This is a genomic window from Phenylobacterium deserti (assembly GCF_003254705.1).
GTDB lineage: Bacteria > Pseudomonadota > Alphaproteobacteria > Caulobacterales > Caulobacteraceae > Phenylobacterium > Phenylobacterium deserti.
The window spans coordinates 715,526-730,943 of record NZ_QFYR01000001.1 but is presented as its reverse complement, the minus strand read 5'-3'; the positions used below and the strand labels follow the sequence as shown (position 1 = coordinate 730,943).

14 protein-coding genes are annotated in these 15,418 nt (G+C 68.4%); 4 read left to right on the top strand and 10 right to left on the bottom strand.

The features are described 5' to 3' along the window. Window positions 1–4: 4 nt before the first annotated feature. A complete protein-coding gene (gene rfbC / locus DJ018_RS03670) occupies window positions 5–559 on the bottom strand; it encodes a dTDP-4-dehydrorhamnose 3,5-epimerase (RefSeq protein ID WP_111513519.1) in 555 nt (184 codons plus the stop codon). Window positions 560–590: 31 nt separating this feature from the next. Here rfbC and DJ018_RS03665 point away from each other — a divergent pair, with 31 nt between their 5' ends. Continuing rightward, window positions 591–1,625, top strand: a complete 1,035-nt coding sequence (locus tag DJ018_RS03665) for a glycosyltransferase family 2 protein (protein ID WP_111513518.1) — start codon at window positions 591–593, stop codon at window positions 1,623–1,625. Here the strand turns inward: DJ018_RS03665 and DJ018_RS03660 are convergent. Continuing rightward, complete coding sequence (locus DJ018_RS03660) at window positions 1,594–2,376, bottom strand: metallophosphoesterase family protein (protein ID WP_240609442.1); 783 nt, start codon at window positions 2,374–2,376, stop codon at window positions 1,594–1,596. The genes DJ018_RS03665 and DJ018_RS03660 overlap by 32 nt on opposite strands. Continuing rightward, window positions 2,355–3,524 (bottom strand): acetylornithine deacetylase, encoded by a 1,170-nt coding sequence (gene argE / locus DJ018_RS03655; protein ID WP_111514661.1) that lies wholly within the window; start codon window positions 3,522–3,524, stop codon window positions 2,355–2,357. Before argE ends, DJ018_RS03660 begins: the two co-directional genes overlap by 22 nt. A 167-nt stretch (window positions 3,525–3,691) precedes the next feature. On the opposite strand from argE, the gene DJ018_RS03650 reads away from it, so the two are divergent. Both DJ018_RS03650 and DJ018_RS03645 read left to right on the top strand, forming a co-directional pair. Beyond that, complete coding sequence (locus DJ018_RS03650; RefSeq protein WP_111513517.1) at window positions 3,692–4,156, top strand: carboxymuconolactone decarboxylase family protein; 465 nt, start codon at window positions 3,692–3,694, stop codon at window positions 4,154–4,156. Further along, window positions 4,143–5,042: a sigma-70 family RNA polymerase sigma factor gene (locus DJ018_RS03645; RefSeq protein WP_111513516.1), complete on the top strand. Its 900-nt coding sequence runs from the start codon at window positions 4,143–4,145 to the stop codon at window positions 5,040–5,042. The genes DJ018_RS03650 and DJ018_RS03645 overlap by 14 nt, the downstream gene beginning before the upstream one ends. A gap of 3 nt (window positions 5,043–5,045) precedes the next feature. On the opposite strand, the gene DJ018_RS03640 is transcribed toward DJ018_RS03645, so the two are convergent. The 3 genes from DJ018_RS03640 to DJ018_RS03630 all read right to left on the bottom strand — a co-directional run bounded on the left by DJ018_RS03640 (window position 5,046) and on the right by DJ018_RS03630 (window position 8,498). Beyond that, entirely contained in the window at window positions 5,046–5,534 is a 489-nt protein-coding gene (locus DJ018_RS03640) for an FKBP-type peptidyl-prolyl cis-trans isomerase (RefSeq protein WP_111513515.1), read from the bottom strand. Between the two features lie 3 nt (window positions 5,535–5,537). Then, window positions 5,538–6,746, bottom strand: a complete 1,209-nt coding sequence (locus DJ018_RS03635) for a threonine ammonia-lyase (RefSeq protein WP_111513514.1) — start codon at window positions 6,744–6,746, stop codon at window positions 5,538–5,540. Between the two features lie 81 nt (window positions 6,747–6,827). After that, on the bottom strand, window positions 6,828–8,498 hold the full coding sequence (locus tag DJ018_RS03630) for an ABC transporter ATP-binding protein (RefSeq protein ID WP_111513513.1): 1,671 nt from the start codon (window positions 8,496–8,498) through the stop codon (window positions 6,828–6,830). Between the two features lie 48 nt (window positions 8,499–8,546). On the opposite strand from DJ018_RS03630, the gene DJ018_RS03625 reads away from it, so the two are divergent. Continuing rightward, window positions 8,547–9,128, top strand: coding sequence for a D-glycero-alpha-D-manno-heptose-1,7-bisphosphate 7-phosphatase (locus DJ018_RS03625; protein ID WP_338066132.1), 582 nt, complete (start codon window positions 8,547–8,549; stop codon window positions 9,126–9,128). 76 nt (window positions 9,129–9,204) lie between these two features. On the opposite strand, the gene DJ018_RS03620 is transcribed toward DJ018_RS03625, so the two are convergent. From DJ018_RS03620 to DJ018_RS03605, 4 genes are all read right to left on the bottom strand, one after another. Further along, entirely contained in the window at window positions 9,205–9,924 is a 720-nt protein-coding gene (locus DJ018_RS03620; RefSeq protein WP_111513511.1) for a DUF899 family protein, read from the bottom strand. 58 nt (window positions 9,925–9,982) lie between these two features. Further along, the gene (locus DJ018_RS03615) at window positions 9,983–10,375 is read right to left on the bottom strand and encodes a hypothetical protein (RefSeq protein ID WP_111513510.1); all 393 of its coding nucleotides are present in this window, start codon (window positions 10,373–10,375) and stop codon (window positions 9,983–9,985) included. A 76-nt stretch (window positions 10,376–10,451) separates the two neighbouring features. After that, the gene (locus DJ018_RS03610; protein WP_165842786.1) at window positions 10,452–13,514 is read right to left on the bottom strand and encodes a TonB-dependent receptor domain-containing protein; all 3,063 of its coding nucleotides are present in this window, start codon (window positions 13,512–13,514) and stop codon (window positions 10,452–10,454) included. A gap of 209 nt (window positions 13,515–13,723) precedes the next feature. Continuing rightward, a complete protein-coding gene (locus DJ018_RS03605) occupies window positions 13,724–15,346 on the bottom strand; it encodes a cisplatin damage response ATP-dependent DNA ligase (RefSeq protein WP_111513508.1) in 1,623 nt (540 codons plus the stop codon). Window positions 15,347–15,418: the final 72 nt, after the last annotated feature.

The window sequence follows — 15,418 nt, the reverse complement described above, 5'->3', positions numbered from 1 at the left end:
CCGCTCAGAACGCCGCGGGCGGCATGTCCTTGAGGCGGGGGAGGATCTTGTCCTTGTCGCTCAGCACGACATCACCGTCGACCGGCCAGTCGATCGCTAGGTCCGGGTCGTTCCAGAGGACGCCGCCCTCGGTTTGCGGGGCGTAGAGGCCGTCGACCTTGTAGAAGAGCTCGCAGTCGTCGGTGAGGGTGCAGTAGCCGTGGGCGAAGCCGCGGGGGACGAACAGCTGCTCGCCGCGCTCGGCGGTGAGTTCCGCGCCGACCCATTGGCCGAAGGTCGCAGAGCCCGGGCGCACATCGACCGCCACGTCGTAGATCGCCCCGCGCAGCACGCGCACCAGCTTGGCCTGCGGGTGCGGCGCGGTCTGGAAATGCAGGCCGCGCACCGTGCCCTTGCGCGCGTTGAAGGCCTGGTTGTCCTGCACGAATTCCGTGTCGACGCCGGCGTCCGCGAGGCTGCGGCGGCTCCAGGTTTCGGAGAACCAGCCGCGGGCATCGCCATGGCGCTTGGGCGTGATAAGCAGCACTTCGGGCAGCGCCAGTTGGGTGATCGTCGTCATCTCGACCTACGCTTTGAGAACAGGGCCTCGGATGGCGCGGGAGCGCGCGAAAGACAAGGGTGCAGAACCGCGCGTCAGCGTGGTGGTGGTCGCCTACGAGAGCGGCCCCCTGTTGGCCGAGTGCCTGGCCAGCCTGAAAGCCCAGACGGTGACCGATCACGAGGTCATCCTGATCGACAACGCCTCCAAGGACCCGGCGGCGCGGGACGCGGCGGCGGCTGATTCGTCCCTGATCTTCGTGGGCAACAGCGAGAACCTTGGCTTTGCAGCCGCCTGCAACCAGGGCGCCCGGATCGCGCGGGGACGCTGGATCGCCTTTCTGAACCCCGACGCCGTCGCGCGGCCGGACTGGCTGGAGCAGCTGCTGGCTGCGACCGAGAGGTTCGCCGGCGTGCGTGCGTTCGCGTCCCGCCAGCTGTTGGCCGAGGACACCTCCAAGCTGGATGGTTTGGGAGACGTGATGTCCTCCGCCGGCTTTCCGTTCCGCGGCGGCTATCTCCAGCCGGATCTCGGTCGCACCGAGCCTGGTGAGGTGTTCTCCGCCTGCGGCGGCGCCATGCTGATCGATCGCGAGCTGTTCCTGGCGCTCGGTGGGTTCGACGAGCGGCTGTTCTGCTACTGCGAAGACGTGGACCTGGGCTACCGCCTGCGGCTGCAGGGCGAGCCCACTGTGGTGATTCCGCAGGCGGTGGTGACCCACGTCGGCTCGGCTTCGTCCGGCGGCCCGCGCTCTGACTTCGCCACCTTCTACGGCACCCGCAACCGGCTGTGGGTCTTCATCAAGAACACCCCGCCGCTGCTTCTGCTGCTGACCTGGCCGCTGCATCTGGCGGCGACGGCCTTGCTGTTTGCGCGTCACGCCACCCGGGGGGAGCTCCGCAGCCCGTGGCGCGGTTTCGTGTTCGGCCTGAAGAACATCGGCGTTGCGCTGGAGGCCCGGCGGGAAGCTCAGGCTGCGCGCAAGGTCGGGTCGCTGGATATCGCCCGGGCCATGACCTGGAACCCGAAGGACCTGTTCGGCCGCCGTGTGGTGATCAAGCCGCTGGGGTCATCCGGCCGGTCCTGAGCGCGATCGCCCAATCGGGGCGGCCGTGCGCCTCGGCCGTGCGGGCGGCGCTTTCCCAGTCGTAGGCGACTTCGACGATCTCGGCGTTCCAGGCGCCATCCGAGCCACGCTCACACAGGGCGTAGCGGGCGTGCGGCGATCCCGCTTCGCTGACGTGCGGCCAGGGGCGGTCGTCCTTATAGGCGGGCAGGCCGGCCGAGCCGGGGTTGACCACGAGGCGGCCGTCCGTGAGCCGCCGCACGCGGGGCACGCGGGGCACGTGGGTGTGGCCGCAGAGGATCAAGGCATGCGGGGCGCCTGCCGCCCGCGTCGCCACCTCGGCCTCCGTCGCCTCACGCGCGCCGGTCGGCTCGACCGTCTCCAGGAAGTACTCGAGGTCGGACGCGGGCGTGCCGTGGCAGAGCAGGACGTCCGGCGTGAGCTCCAGCGCCGTAGGCAGGGATGCCAGCCATTCGCGATGCTTCGACTGCAGTTGCGGCCAGGTGAAAGCGTCGGAAGGCCCCATCTGCGCCCGCGTCTGCGTCAGCAGTTGGCGCTCGTGGTTGCCGCGGATCGTGGGCAAGCCTAGGGCCATGAGCCGTTCGGCGGTGTGCACGGGCTGCAAGGGTCCGGACAGGATGTCGCCAAGGTTCACCGTCACGTCGACGTTGCGGGCGGCGATGTCGGCCAGCACCGCCTCGAGGGCCGCCAGATTGCCGTGGATGTCGGAGATGGCGGCGATGCGCATGGTCAGGCCGGCCCGCGCGACCATTCCACCAGTCGGCGCATGAACTGGGCGCCGCGTTGCATCTGGCTGATCTCGACAAACTCGTCTGGCTGGTGCGCCTGTTCGATGGAGCCGGGGCCGCAGATCACAGTGGAGAACCCGGCCTGCTGAAACTGCCCGGCCTCTGCCGCGAAGGCGACAGCGCGGGGCGGGCCGTTGTCCCCGGCCAGGCGGCGGGCGAAGGCCTCGGCGACGCCGCCCGGTTCCGGCGACAGGGGCGGGGTGCTGGAGCGGCGGTGGATGTGGACGCCCGCTTCCGGCGCGCGGGCTTTCAGCGTCGCATCCAGCGCACGAATCTGGGCGAAGAACGGGGCCAGGATTTGCTCGGGATCCAGGCCGGGCGGGCAGCGCAGGTCGAACAGGAACTGGCACTCTCGAGCCAGGATGTTGCCGGCCGTTCCGCCATGCACGACGCCGATTGTCAGGGTCGCGCCCTTGGGCGTGAAGGGAGAGGCCGGGTCGGCTTCGCGCTCCAGGCCGTCGGCGAGCTCGCGCAGGGCGGCCATCAGGGGCACGGCTTCCATGATCGCGGAGACGCCCTGCTGGGTCTGGCTGGAGTGGGCCTCCCGGCCGTGGACCGTCACGGTGAAGGTGGCGATGCCTTTGTGGCCGTTCACCGCTTCCATGTTGGTGGGCTCGCCCACGACGACGAGGGCGGGCGCGGGGAATTCTCGGCGGATCACCTCGATCATGGAGGGTGCGCCCAGGCAGCCGATTTCCTCGTCATAGGAGAAGGCGAGGTGCACGGGCGCGCGCGCCGCCGCCTTGAGCTCCGGCACGGCGGCGAGCGACAGGGCCAGAAAGCCCTTCATGTCACACGTCCCGCGCCCGAACAGGCGGCCGTCACGCTCCGTCAGGGTCCAGGGATCGGTGCTCCACGGCTGGCCGTCCACCGGCACCACGTCCGTATGACCGGACAGCACGACGCCGCCTTCGACCTGCGGACCGATCGTGGCGATCAGGTTGGACTTGGAACCGTCGGCGTTCGGCACGCGGCGGTGCGGCACGTCATGAGCGTCCAGGAAGGTCTCCACCCACTCGACCAGCGCAAGGTTCGATCCCCGGGACGTGGTGTCGAAGCCGACCAGCGTCCTGAGGATATCGACGGCGGCCGGCGTGAGATCTTGAGCCATGGGCAAGCCATAGACCGGCGTTCGACCCGGCTCAAAGGAAAGCCGCAGGCTCACGGGCGTCAGCTCCCAGCCGACATTTTTGCGTGCGCCGTGCGGGCCCATGTCACAAGCTGCCGCGGCAACTCGTCATGTCCGTACGCACAACCGGTGCGACGAGGAGCCAGGACATGACCCAAAGACTAGCCGCCCCTTACAAGCATGCCGCCAAGCCGTACCAGGCGATGGTCGCTCTTGAGGCCGCGATCACGGACAGCGGGCTGGAGAAAAGCCTGCTCGAGTTGATCAAGACGCGGGTTTCCCAGATCAACGGCTGCGCCTTCTGCATCAACATGCATGTCGCCGATGCGTTGAAGGCGGGCGAGAACCCCATGCGTCTGCACCTGCTGAGCGCCTGGCGGGAGTCCTCGCTGTTCACCCCGCGCGAGCGCGCGGCGCTGGCTTGGGCGGAGGCTCTGACCCTGCTGCCGCAGACTGGCGCGCCGGACGCCGACTGGGCCGAGCTGCAGGCGCACTTCAGCGAAGCCGAGCAAGTGAACGTCACCTTCGCGGTCGGCGCCATCAATACCTGGAACCGACTGGCGGTCGGCTTCCGCAGCGCCCATCCGGCGGAGGCGGGTCGTGCGGCGGCCTGACGAGACGGTAAGCGTGTTCGAGGCGCACCGGCCGCGGCTGGTGCGCCTGGCCTACCGCATGCTGGGCTCGGTGGCGGAGGCGGAGGACGTGGTCCAGAACGCCTGGCTGCGGTGGCAGGGCGCGAATGCGGAGGGGGTGCGCGAGCCCGCCGCCTGGCTCACGCGAACCGTGACACGTCTGTCCCTCGATGTTTTGAAGTCAGCGCGGATGCGGCGGGAGACGTATGTCGGCGCCTGGCTTCCCGAGCCGCTCGTGCAGCCGGAGGCTGAAGAGGGCGAGCTTCACGACGACCTGACGCTGACCCTAATGCTGGCTCTGGAGCGGCTGTCCCCCCTGGAGCGTGCCGCCTTCCTGCTGCACGACGTGTTCGGCGTCGAGTTCGAGGAGGTGGCCTCCACCCTGGGGCGCGAACCCGCGGCCGCCCGCCAGCTCGCGGCTCGGGCGCGCCGGCACGTGCAAGATGCGCGTCCGCGCTTTCCCATCGAAAGGTCCGAAGGCGAGAAGATCGCTCAGGCCTTCTTCGACGCTTCACGCACGGGGGATGTGGCGGCTCTGCGCAGTCTGTTGGCGGAGGGCGTGACCCTGCGCTCCGACGGCGGCGGCAAGGTCATCGCGTTCCTCAACCCGATCCACGGGCTTGAAAAGGTGCTGCGGCTTTATTCAGGGCTTCGGCGGAAGTTCGATCCGGCGAGCTTCGTCCACCTTCGCTCGATGTGGATCGACGGGCTGCCGGGTTACGCCAGCATCGAGCGCGGCCAGGTGCTGCAGACCACCGCCCTGGACATCGAAGGCGGCCGCATCGTGGGGATCTACATCACCCGCAATCCGGACAAGCTGGCCCATGTGGCGCGGGAGCTCGGCTTGCCGTCAGCCCCGCTGCACTGAGCTTCAGCCGAAGGCGGTGGAGCCCGGGCCGGGGAGCACGTCGATCAGCTCGATCCGAAAGATCAGGGCGGCGTTCGGCGGGATGTCGCCGCCGGCGCCTTCGGCGCCGTAGCCCATCTCCGGCGGCACATAGAGCACCCACTCATCACCCGGACGCATCAGCACCAGGGCTTCCTTCCAGGCGGGGATCAGCGCCTTGAGCGGCATGGAAGCCGGCTGGCCCCGCTCGTATGAGCTGTCGAAGACCTTGCCGTCGACCAGCTTGCCTTCGTAGTGGACCTTCACCTCGTCGTTCGGCTGCGGGTGCGAGCCGGTGGCTGGGCCGGAGCGCACCACCTTGTACTGCAGGCCGCTGGGGAGGGTGACGACGCCCGGCTCCTTGGCGTTCTTGGTCATGAACGCCGCCGACTGGGCGCTCTGGTCAGGCAGCTGGCGGTTGCAGGCGCCCATGGCGAGGGCCGAAAGGGCGATGATCGTCAGTTTACGGAACATGGGTCAGACAGCTCTCGGCGGATAGCCGCGCTCGCGCAGGGCTTCCATGATTTCCTGGGTGTGTTGGGCGTCGCGCGTCTCGATCATCAGGTCGAATTCGGCGCCCTTGGCCGGCACGTCGAGCGCGAGGCGGTTGTGGGCCACCTCGATGATGTTGGCGCCGAGCTGGCCGATGATGGTCGACACGTTCGCCAGCAGACCGGGCCGATCGTCGCCGATGATCCGTAGGCTGATGATGCGTTGCTCGCGGACGAGCTCGCGGGTCAGAACGGAGGCAAGAAGGCGCGTGTCGATGTTGCCGCCGGTGATCACCAGGCCGCACTTCTTGCCCCGGAAGCGTTCGGGGTAAGCCAGCAGGGCAGCCAGTGAAGCTGCGCCAGCACCTTCGGCCACTGTCTTTTCGACGTTGGTGTAGAGCGCAACCGCGCGCTCAAGATACGGCTCCTCGATCAGCAGCACCTCGTCGAGCAGCGGGCGGGCCACGCCATAGCTGATGTCGCCCACCTGCTTGACGGCGATGCCTTCGGCGATGGTCGCCCCGCCGGTCGGCGCGCCGGCGTTCACGCCCCGCATCTTGGCGGTGAAGGACGGGTACATGGCCGGCTCCAGCCCAACCATGCGGATGTCGCTTTTAACGTGCTTGGCCGCCGTCGCCATGCCGGCGATCAGCCCGCCGCCGCCGATCGGCACGGGCAGCACCTCGAGATCCGGTGCATCCTCCAGCATCTCAAGAGCGACGGTGCCCTGGCCGGCCATGACGTCCAGGTCGTTGAAAGGGTGGACGAACACGAGGTCGCGGTCCTCGCACAGCTTGCGGGCGAAGGCGGAGGCTTCGTCATAGCCGTCGCCGTCGATCACCACCTCGGCCCCGTGGTTGCGGGTCTGCTGCACCTTCACGAAGGGCGTGCCGCGGGGCATCACGATGGTCACCGGAATCCCGAGGCGGGCGGCGTGATAGGCCAGCCCCTGGCTGTGATTGCCAGCGGAGGCGGCGATCACGCCGCGCTTCTTCTCGGCGTCGGTGAGCTGCAGCAGCTTGTTGAGCGCGCCGCGCTCCTTGTAGGCGGCCGTGAACTGCAGGTTCTCGAACTTCACCCAGACTTCAGCGCCGGTAATCTCCGAGAGCGTCCTCGACGGGCGACAGGGGGTGCGCTCGATGTGCCCCTGGAGCCGCGACTTGGCGGCCAGGATGTCGTCGAAGGTAAGCGTCATGGGGATGGGGACCGGTCGAAAGAGGCGCGCAACCTAACGGCGCCGGCCTTTGGCTGCAACGCGAGCGCTGACGCAGGGGAACTAGTCGGCTGTCGCGGCCAGAGCCTCGCGTGAGCGGCGCCTCTCCACACTGGGATCCGGTATCGGCGCGGCGGCGATCAGAGCGCGGGTATAGGCATGGCGCGGCTGGGCGAACAGCTGGTCGGCCGCACCTTCCTCGACCACCTGGCCACGGTAGAGCACCAGAACTCGGTGGCTGATCTCGCGCACCACCGCCAGGTCGTGGCTGATGAAGATGATGGCGACGCCCATCTCGGCCTGCAGCTCGGCCAGCAGATCGAGCACCTGGGCGCGAACGGTGACGTCCAGCGCCGAGACGGCTTCGTCACAGACCACCAGCTTGGGCCGCAGGATCATGGCCCGGGCGATGCCGGCCCGCTGGTTCTGGCCGCCGGATAGCTCGTGAGGGTAACGACCGGCTATGGCGGCGCCGAGGCCCACCCGCGCCAGCATGGCGGCGGCCGCTTCCGTGCGCTGAGCCAGGGATAGGTCGGGGCGGAACACCTGAAGCGGCTCGGCCACCGACTGGCCGATGGTCATCCGCGGATCCAGGCTCGCCAAGGGATCCTGGAAGACGATCTGCAGATCGCGGCGGGCGCGGCGCAGGCTTTCGCGGTCGGCCTGGGTGATGTCGCGGCCCAGCAGGGTGACGGCGCCGCCGCTGGCCGAAATGAGCCGCAGGACGGCGCGGGCCAGGGTCGATTTGCCCGAGCCGCTTTCGCCAACCACCGACAGCGTCTCGCCTTCCCGCACCGACAGGCTGACGCCGTCCACCGCCTTGAAGCTGCGCCGCCGCAGGAGCCCTTCGCGAATGGGGAACGCCACTTCGATGTCGCGCACCTCGATCACCACTGGCGCGTCCGGCGCAACCGGCGCGAGCTTGCCGCTTGCGGGCTGGTCCAGCCTGGGGACGGCTTCAAGAAGGCCGCGGGTGTAGGCGGAGGCGGGCTGCGTGAACAAGCGGTCGACAGGCGCGACCTCCACATAGGCGCCGTCCCTCATCACGCAGACCCGGTCGGCCAGGCGAGCGATGACGCCCATGTCGTGGGTGATCAGCGCCAGGGCGGTTCCGGTCTCGCGCTGGAGCTCGGCCATCAACTCCAGGATCTCGGCCTGGACGGTGACGTCGAGGGCGGTGGTGGGCTCGTCGGCGATCAGCAACTCCGGCCCGGGCGCCAGGGCTGCGGCGATCATCACCCGCTGGCGCATGCCCCCGGAAAGCTCATGCGGGAACTGGCGCAGGCGGCGGCGAGCGTCGGGGATGCGGACTTTGTCCAGCCACTCCAATGCGCGGGCCTCGGCGGCCCGCGCGGAAAGCCCGAGATGCGCGCGCAGCGGCTCGGCGATCTGCTCGCCAATGCGGATGTGCGGGGTCAGGGCGGTGAGCGGGTCCTGGAAGATCATGGTCATCTTCGAGCCGCGCACGCGGTTCAGCGCCGCCGCGTGGAGGCCGAGAAGCTCCTGACCTTGAAACCGCGCGGAGCCGGTGGTCCGCGCATTCGGCGCCAGCAGGCCCATGGCGGCCAGAAAGGTCTGGCTTTTCCCTGAGCCGCTCTCGCCGACGACGCCCAGCACCTCGCCCTTGGCGATGGAGAGGGATACGCCGCGCACCGCCTCCACCTCTCCCTCAGGGCCGACGAAGCGCACCCGCAGATCGTCGAGGGTCAGGACGGGTGGCGGCGGTGCGGACAAGCTCGGACCTTGGGCGATGCGGAAGCTGGTCGCAGGTTAGAGGCGTCCGTGCGCTTTTTGAAATCGCCTCTCGCCTATGGACCGCTATATACCCGGCCCGTGTCCGAGCACGCCACAACCCAGCTCCGCCCTGCCCTGTTCCTCGACCGGGACGGCGTCCTCAATGAAGACGAAGGCTACGTCTATCGCTGGGAGGACTTTCGCTGGATCCCAGGGGCCAGGGAGGTTGTGGCGGCGTTCAATCGGGCCGGCTGGATCGTGGTGGTGGTGACCAATCAGTCGGGCATCGGCCGCGGCTACTACACCGAAGCCGACATGCACACGCTGCACGCCAGGATGACCAAGGAGCTGGCGCAGGCCGGCGCCCACATCGACGCGTTCTACTATGCGCCGCAGCATCCTGAGGCGCCGGTGGAAGCCTATCGCCACCCGAACCCGCCGGACCGCAAACCCAACCCGGGCATGCTCCTGAAAGCGATGGCCGAGTGGCCGATCGATCGCGAGCGCTCGATCCTGGTGGGCGACAAGGGATCCGACATGGAGGCCGCCCAGCGGGCCGGCGTTCGCGGGCTGCTGTTCCGCGACGGGGACCTGAAGGCGTTCCTGGCGGAGCAGGGTCTGCTGCCCTAGCCAGGCGGGTAGGTCAGCGAGGGATACCTTGCTGCCCTAGCCAGGCGGGTAGGTCAGCGAGGGATACCTTGCTGCCCTAGCCAGGCGGGTAGGTCAGCGAGGGATACCAGGTCGGGTCGCGCCCCTCGGGCGTGCAGTCCAGGACCATCCAGAGCGGAGCCGGGTCCGGCGCGCCGCGCGGGTCCTGACCCGGATCGCTGGTCCAGTCGCCCATCTCGCCGGCCCAGAAGTGGCGCACCACGCCGCCGCGTCGCGAGAAGACGTTCAGCCCTGGGATCTCGTCACCCTCGGGCGTCACGCCGAAATAGTCGCGCGAGTAGTTGTCGTTGAGGTCGCTGTAGAGGCGCAGCGCACGCCAGCCACGCTCGGCCTTCCACGCCTTCAGCTTTTCGATGGGCGAACGGGCGATCACCACCAGGGACGCCTTCTGCGCGATGTCCTCGGCGTTGCCTTCCCATCCGCCCAGCAGGTTGGTGCACATGGGGCAGGGGCGCTCGCGATGCGGGCCGAACATGTAGCTATAGGCGACCAGGGTGGACTTGCCGGCGAACAGGGCCTCAAGGCCGACGACTTCGCCATCTTCGCCTTGGAAGCGGTAGTCGCCGACGACTTCGCCGCCTGGAGGCAAGGCGCGCCGCTGGGCGGCGACCCGCTCGATGTGCCGCCGCAGCTCGATCTCCTCGATCAGCAGGGCGTTGCGGGCGGCGCGATAGGCCGCGCTTTCGTTGGGAAAGCGGATCGGATGATCGCGGACCAGGTCTTCGGCCGGAACGAGGGGCTCGCTTGTGCTGTCCATGAGGTCCTCCTGCAGGCTGGAGCCCAGAGGACGTGCGGGCCTCGGCCGTCCCGACAGGTCAGCGACCCAGCGCTTCCGTGCAGGCGATCCCGGCGCGGTCTGCAGCGGAGAGCGCAGGGGAAACGTCCCGCGGGCCCGCGGCGCTGAAGGCCGCCTTGAGCGCGGCGGCTGCGGTTCCGGCGGTGTCCGCCACCTCCAGGCAGGCCTTGGGCGCCTTGAGCTGAACCAGTTTCTGGCGAGCGGTTCGGCAGGTCGCCGCCACCTGTTCGGCTTGGGCGACGTAGGTGGGATCCTGTGCGCCGGCGCTGGCCAGATCGGCAAGGGCGCCCAGGGTGGTGAGCCCCGTCCCGCAGGGCGTCACCGCCTGCTCGACCTGAGCCGGATCGAAGCGTTGTCCGCAGGCGGCAAGAGCCAGCGTGCTCGCGAGTATACAGACCACAAGACGCCGCATCACATTCTCCGACCTGGGCCGAGAGCCTAGCCCCTGAGCACGCCAGGGGCCAAGCACATCGCGCGGCGCTCCCGAACTAGAACCTGGTGGTGAAGCCGAAGAAGAGGCGTCGGCCCAGCAGGTCGTAGCTCGGGTAGGTGTTGGGCAGGCCGGTGCCGGCGATCAGCGCGTTGACGATCGGGGGATCGGTGTCGAGCACGTTGTTGACGCCGGCCCGGATCGACAGCACCTCGTTGGGGCTCCAGACCGCCGACAGGTCCAGGTAGTTGCGATCCGGCAGCAGGTGGTTGAACGGATCGACCGTGTTCTCGCCGATCGTCGGCTCGTTCGTGTCCGTCTCCAGCTTGGCTTCGCCGAAGTGACGCCAGGCGGCCGAGACCAGCAGGTCCCAGGGCGTTTCCCAGTTCACCCGCAGGGTGTGGCGCCAGCGGGGGTTTACGGTCTGGCATTGCGGCCCGAACAGGCCGGCGCAGTTGTACTCGTCCTCACCCGGCAGGGGGGTGGTCTTGGCGTCGATCAGGTAGGAGCCGGAGAAGGTGAAGGACAGCGCACCCCAGCCCGTCACGCCGACGCGCTCGAAGGGCAGGCTGTAGTTGATCTGGGCGTCCACGCCCGAGGCGACCCCGGAGCCGATGTTGACGCCCGTTCCGACAATGTAGCCGCCCGACGCGGCATTGCTGCCGAACAAGGTGCCGGCGGACGAACGGACGATCTGGCTGCAGAACTGCTCCGAACCGGTTTCCAGGCAACGCTGCAGGGTGACGCCGAGCGGCACGGTGCTGATCGTGCCTTCAAGATTGATCCGGTAGTAGTCGACGCTGGCGGTCAGGCCTGTGAGGAACCGGGGCCGCGTGGTGAAGCCGACAGAGAAGGTCTTCGCCTCCTCTTCCCGCAGGTTGAGGTTGCCGCCGTTCAGGACCGCGCATTGGCCAGAGGGACACTGCGGGATCACGCCATACTGCGCTGCGGTGATGCCGGTGCGCAGGCACTGTTCCAGCGGGGCGGGCTGCGTTGCATTGGCGGCGCAGGGGTCTTCAGAGACCTGGCTGGTGTTGGTCACCGATGACGGGGTGTAGAGCTCCAGGATGTTGGGAGCGCGGATCGCCTGCTGGTAGGAGGTCCGGAAGCGAATGTCCTCGCTCGGCGCCCACTGCAGGCCGACCTTGTAGGTGTTGGTCTCGATGTCGATCGAATAGCTCGAGAAGCGGTAGCCGACTTCGAGCTGCAACTCGTCGATGAAGGGGCGGTCCTGGATCAGCGGAAGCCGGGCCTCGGCGAAGCCTTCCCACACCTTGATGTCGCCATCGACGGGCGTTGCGACGCCGCTGCCGCCGGACAGCTCGCCCAACGCTGACTGCGGATCAGGTTGGAAGGACAGGGTTTCCTTGCGGTACTGGAACCCGCCGGCGACGCCGAGCCCGTCATTGGCCCAGGGCGAGCGGATGCCCCACTGGCTCAGATCGCCCGTGATCGTCCCTTCGACGATGCGCTGGGTCGCCTCGCCTGTGGAGGTCGCCGCGGGCAGGATGATGTAGTCCAGGGCCTGCTGGGTGACGCCCCCTTCCTGGAAGATGTTGTAGGGGACGCAAGAGCCGCCCGAGATGCAGACGGGGCCGTTTGGTCCCTGCACGGCCTGGAGGGCGTTCTGCGTGCGGGTCTGGCCGAGGTAGCCGGTCAGCGTCTGGTCGAGCTGGGTCTTGTAGTACGATCCATAGAGGTCATAGCGGAACGGGCCGAACAGGTCGCCGCGGCTGCCGAACACCGCGCGGTAGCTCTCGTGCCGATAAAGCGAGCCGCGGGGTCCGCCCTCAACGTTGCGGCGGCCGATGAAGAGATCGACCGTCTCCCCCGCCGCCACCAGGTCCGGCGTACAGCCCAGGGCCCCCTGCTGCTGGGCGCTCAGGAACGGATTGTTGCAGTTGACGGCGAAGCCCCCGGTCGGGGAGGGGCCGCCGCCTTGGAAGAGGCCGCTGGGCGCAATCTGCACGTTGGTCTTGTCGTGCATGTACTGGAAGTCCGAGTAGAACTCGAAGAAGCGGTTCAGCTCGAAGTTGGCGAAGAAGCCCGCCGTGGTCCGGGTGTTGTCCTGGATCAGCGAGTTGTAGGGGTTGGAGTTGAACAGGGCCGGCGGATTGGTCGTGCCGGTTCCGTAAGGCACGAACTGGTTACCGCTGACGGCCAGGTCCTCGCCCAGCCCGCTCGAGAGGTAGAACAGGTTCGAGTTGCTGCTGCCTGCGCAGAAGGGCTGGCCGTCGTCGCCGATGTTCAGCTGGCAGGCCGAGAAGTCGCGTGCTCCCTGATAAACGGGCTCCTGCCGGTGGTAGGTGTAGTAGCCGGTGATGTTGCCGCGATCGTCTGCGAAGTTGCGCCCGGCCACGAAGGAGAAGTCGTAGGAGAGGCCGTCCATGCGGTCACGCGGGATCGGCAGACCGCCCTCCTGCAGCGCGCCTTGAGCGATGTCGTTGTCCTGGTCGTGCTGAAAGACGCTTTCCTGGAAGTCGACCTGGAAGCCCTCGAAGTTGCGCCGCATGATGAAGTTGACGACGCCGGCGATGGCGTCGGAACCGTAGGTCGCCGAGGCGCCGCCGGTCAGCACGTCCACCCGCTCGATCAGCTGCGCTGGGATCTGGTTGATATCGGGCGAGGGATTGGGGTTGCCGGTGTTGGGGTCGCCGACGCCAAGCCGGCGTCCATCCACCAGCACGAGGGTGCGGGTCTGGCCGAGACCGCGCAGGTCGATGGTGGCGACGCCGCCAGGGCCCGAGAGCGGATTGGACGTCGCGCCGAGCCCTGAGGCTGCGTTCTGCTGGATCTGCGGCAGCTGGTTCAGGAAGTCGGCGGTGACGGTGCGGCCGCCAAGGCTGACCTCCTGTGCGGTCACGACCTGCACAGGGCTGACGCTGGTGAGGTTCGGCTGCGGGATGCGAGTGCCGGTGACGATCAGCTCCTCTACCTGACCGGGCGAGGAGCCCTGGGCTGCGCCGCCGGCCACGGCGCCCGGCGTGGCGCCGCCAGCCGTGCCGCCCGTGCCCGGAGGCGGAGCCTGAGCCGCGGCGACCTGCGGAGCGGCGATGATCAGGAAAGCTCCGGCCAAGGCCGAAGTGCCGAGCAACCAGTTCGGTTGATCCAAACGCCCCATGGGGCCCTCCGTCAGCTCTGCAGCGGAGGCGAAAGCCCCTGCTGTCTCCGCGATCGGCAGAGATGACGGGGTAATCATCGGGGCTGTGCGGTGGTCCCTATGCTGACGCTGCGCGCCGTCGGAATGCGACACAGCGTTGCACTTCTACCACGCAATGCGCGCATTTGTTGTAACAGTGGGAGCGGTAACTTGACGGAGTCGGCTCTGAGTTACCGCGCCTCGATCTGCTCCAGCAGGCGCTCCAGCGTCGTCAGTTCGTCCGCTTCCCGGGGGGGCTTGTCCCATCGGATGCGATTGATGCGGGGGAAGCGCATAGCCACGCCGCTCTTGTGCCGGCCCGATCGCTGCAGGCCCTCGAACGCGACTTCGAACACCAGGCCGGCGTGAGGCTCGGCACGGACCGAGCGGACAGGGCCGAACCGTTCGACCGTGTTGTCGCGGACGAACTTGTCGATCTGCTTCAGCTCCTCGTCGGTGAAGCCGAAGTAAGCCTTGCCCACAGGGGTCAGCATGCGGCCGCCCTCGGGCGACGGAGTCCACACCCCGAAGGTGTAGTCGGAGTAGAAGCTTGAGCGTTTCCCGTGGCCGCGCTGGGCGTACATCAGCACCGCATCGACGAGGAACGGGTCGCGCTTCCACTTGAACCAGGGGCCCTTGGGGCGGCCGGCTTCGTAGATCGAGTCCACGCGCTTCAGCATGATGCCCTCGGCGATCTGCGGATCGCCTTCGGGAGGCGCGGCGCGGAGATCGGCCAAGTCCGGCCAGCTGGAGAAGGGCTGCAAGGGCGACAGGTCGATGCGCGGCGTGTGCTGGCGCTCGACGAAAGCTTCCAGACGCTTGCGCCGCTCGCAAAAGGGGAGGGTGCGCAGGTCGTCCTCGCCCTCGGCCAGGATGTCGTAGGCGCGGATCGCGGCCGGATATTGGGCCATCAGCTTGGCGTCGACCGCCTTGCGGTTCAGCCGCTGCTGGAGATCGGCGAAGGTGGCGACCTTGCCGTCGCGCATCACCAGCAGCTCGCCGTCGAGCACGCCGTCCTCGTGAAAGGCGTCCAGAATGTCCGGGAAGGTGCGGGAGATGTCGTCGCCGGTGCGCGTGTAGAGCCGCTGCACGCCGCGCTCGTTCACCGCCTGGACGCGGATGCCGTCCCATTTCCATTCGGCGGAGTAGTCGGCTGGGTTGAGCTTGGCGAAGTCCACCGCCTCGTCGATGGCCTGGGCCAGCATCACCGGGCGGAAGCGGCCGGGATTGTCGGAGGTCGGCTTCTCGGACCGGCCTTCGAGCCAGGCGAACAGGTCCTCGTACGGCGGGTGGAGCGCGTGCCAAAGCTCCTCCACCTCTGCGACCGGCACGGGGCCCAAGTCCGCCGCGGCCTGCTTGGCCAGGCGGGCGGACAGACCGACGCGCAGCTCCCGGGTCATGAGCTTCAGCAAGGCCCAGCGCTCGCGCGGCTCGCGCATGGCGTCGAGCCAGCCCTCGATCAGCCGCTGCACCTCGGCCCGCGTGGCGGTGCGGAGCGCCTCGACCACCTCCGACAGCTCGGGCTCTCGGTTTGCGCCGGGCCGCATGGGCCAGACCAGGGCCACCGCCTCGGCGAGGTCGCCCACATAGTCGTAGGACCACCAGAAGAGCTGGGGGTCCATCCGCTCCTCCACCGCCTTGCGGATGAAGGTCGGCTTGGCGGCGTCGAAGGTGAGGTCGCCGGTCAGGGTGGCCAGCGCCCAGCCACGATCCGGATCCGGCGTGTCGCGCAGGTAGTCGCGCACCAAGGTGAGCTTGGCGTTGCGCGACGGCGTCAGCGACAGCCGGTCCAGCAGTTCGGCAAAGGCGCGCATGGCTACAGCAGGGCGCTCATCCCCGCGACGACGGGGGTTCGGGCAGCATTCGGTGTAGGGCGCCGGTTCAGG

What these genes read in the sequence shown, in the direction of transcription:
- rfbC (WP_111513519.1), bottom strand. Translation starts at nt 559, where the DNA reads ATGACGACGATCACCCAACTGGCGCTGCCCGAAGTGCTGCTTATCACG.
- DJ018_RS03665 (WP_111513518.1), top strand. Translation starts at nt 591, where the DNA reads ATGGCGCGGGAGCGCGCGAAAGACAAGGGTGCAGAACCGCGCGTCAGC.
- DJ018_RS03660 (WP_240609442.1), bottom strand. Translation starts at nt 2,376, where the DNA reads ATGGTCGCGCGGGCCGGCCTGACCATGCGCATCGCCGCCATCTCCGAC.
- argE (WP_111514661.1), bottom strand. Translation starts at nt 3,524, where the DNA reads ATGGCTCAAGATCTCACGCCGGCCGCCGTCGATATCCTCAGGACGCTG.
- DJ018_RS03650 (WP_111513517.1), top strand. Translation starts at nt 3,692, where the DNA reads ATGACCCAAAGACTAGCCGCCCCTTACAAGCATGCCGCCAAGCCGTAC.
- DJ018_RS03640 (WP_111513515.1), bottom strand. Translation starts at nt 5,534, where the DNA reads ATGTTCCGTAAACTGACGATCATCGCCCTTTCGGCCCTCGCCATGGGC.
- DJ018_RS03635 (WP_111513514.1), bottom strand. Translation starts at nt 6,746, where the DNA reads ATGACGCTTACCTTCGACGACATCCTGGCCGCCAAGTCGCGGCTCCAG.
- DJ018_RS03620 (WP_111513511.1), bottom strand. Translation starts at nt 9,924, where the DNA reads ATGGACAGCACAAGCGAGCCCCTCGTTCCGGCCGAAGACCTGGTCCGC.
- DJ018_RS03615 (WP_111513510.1), bottom strand. Translation starts at nt 10,375, where the DNA reads ATGCGGCGTCTTGTGGTCTGTATACTCGCGAGCACGCTGGCTCTTGCC.
- DJ018_RS03610 (WP_165842786.1), bottom strand. Translation starts at nt 13,514, where the DNA reads ATGGGGCGTTTGGATCAACCGAACTGGTTGCTCGGCACTTCGGCCTTG.
- DJ018_RS03605 (WP_111513508.1), bottom strand. Translation starts at nt 15,346, where the DNA reads ATGCGCGCCTTTGCCGAACTGCTGGACCGGCTGTCGCTGACGCCGTCG.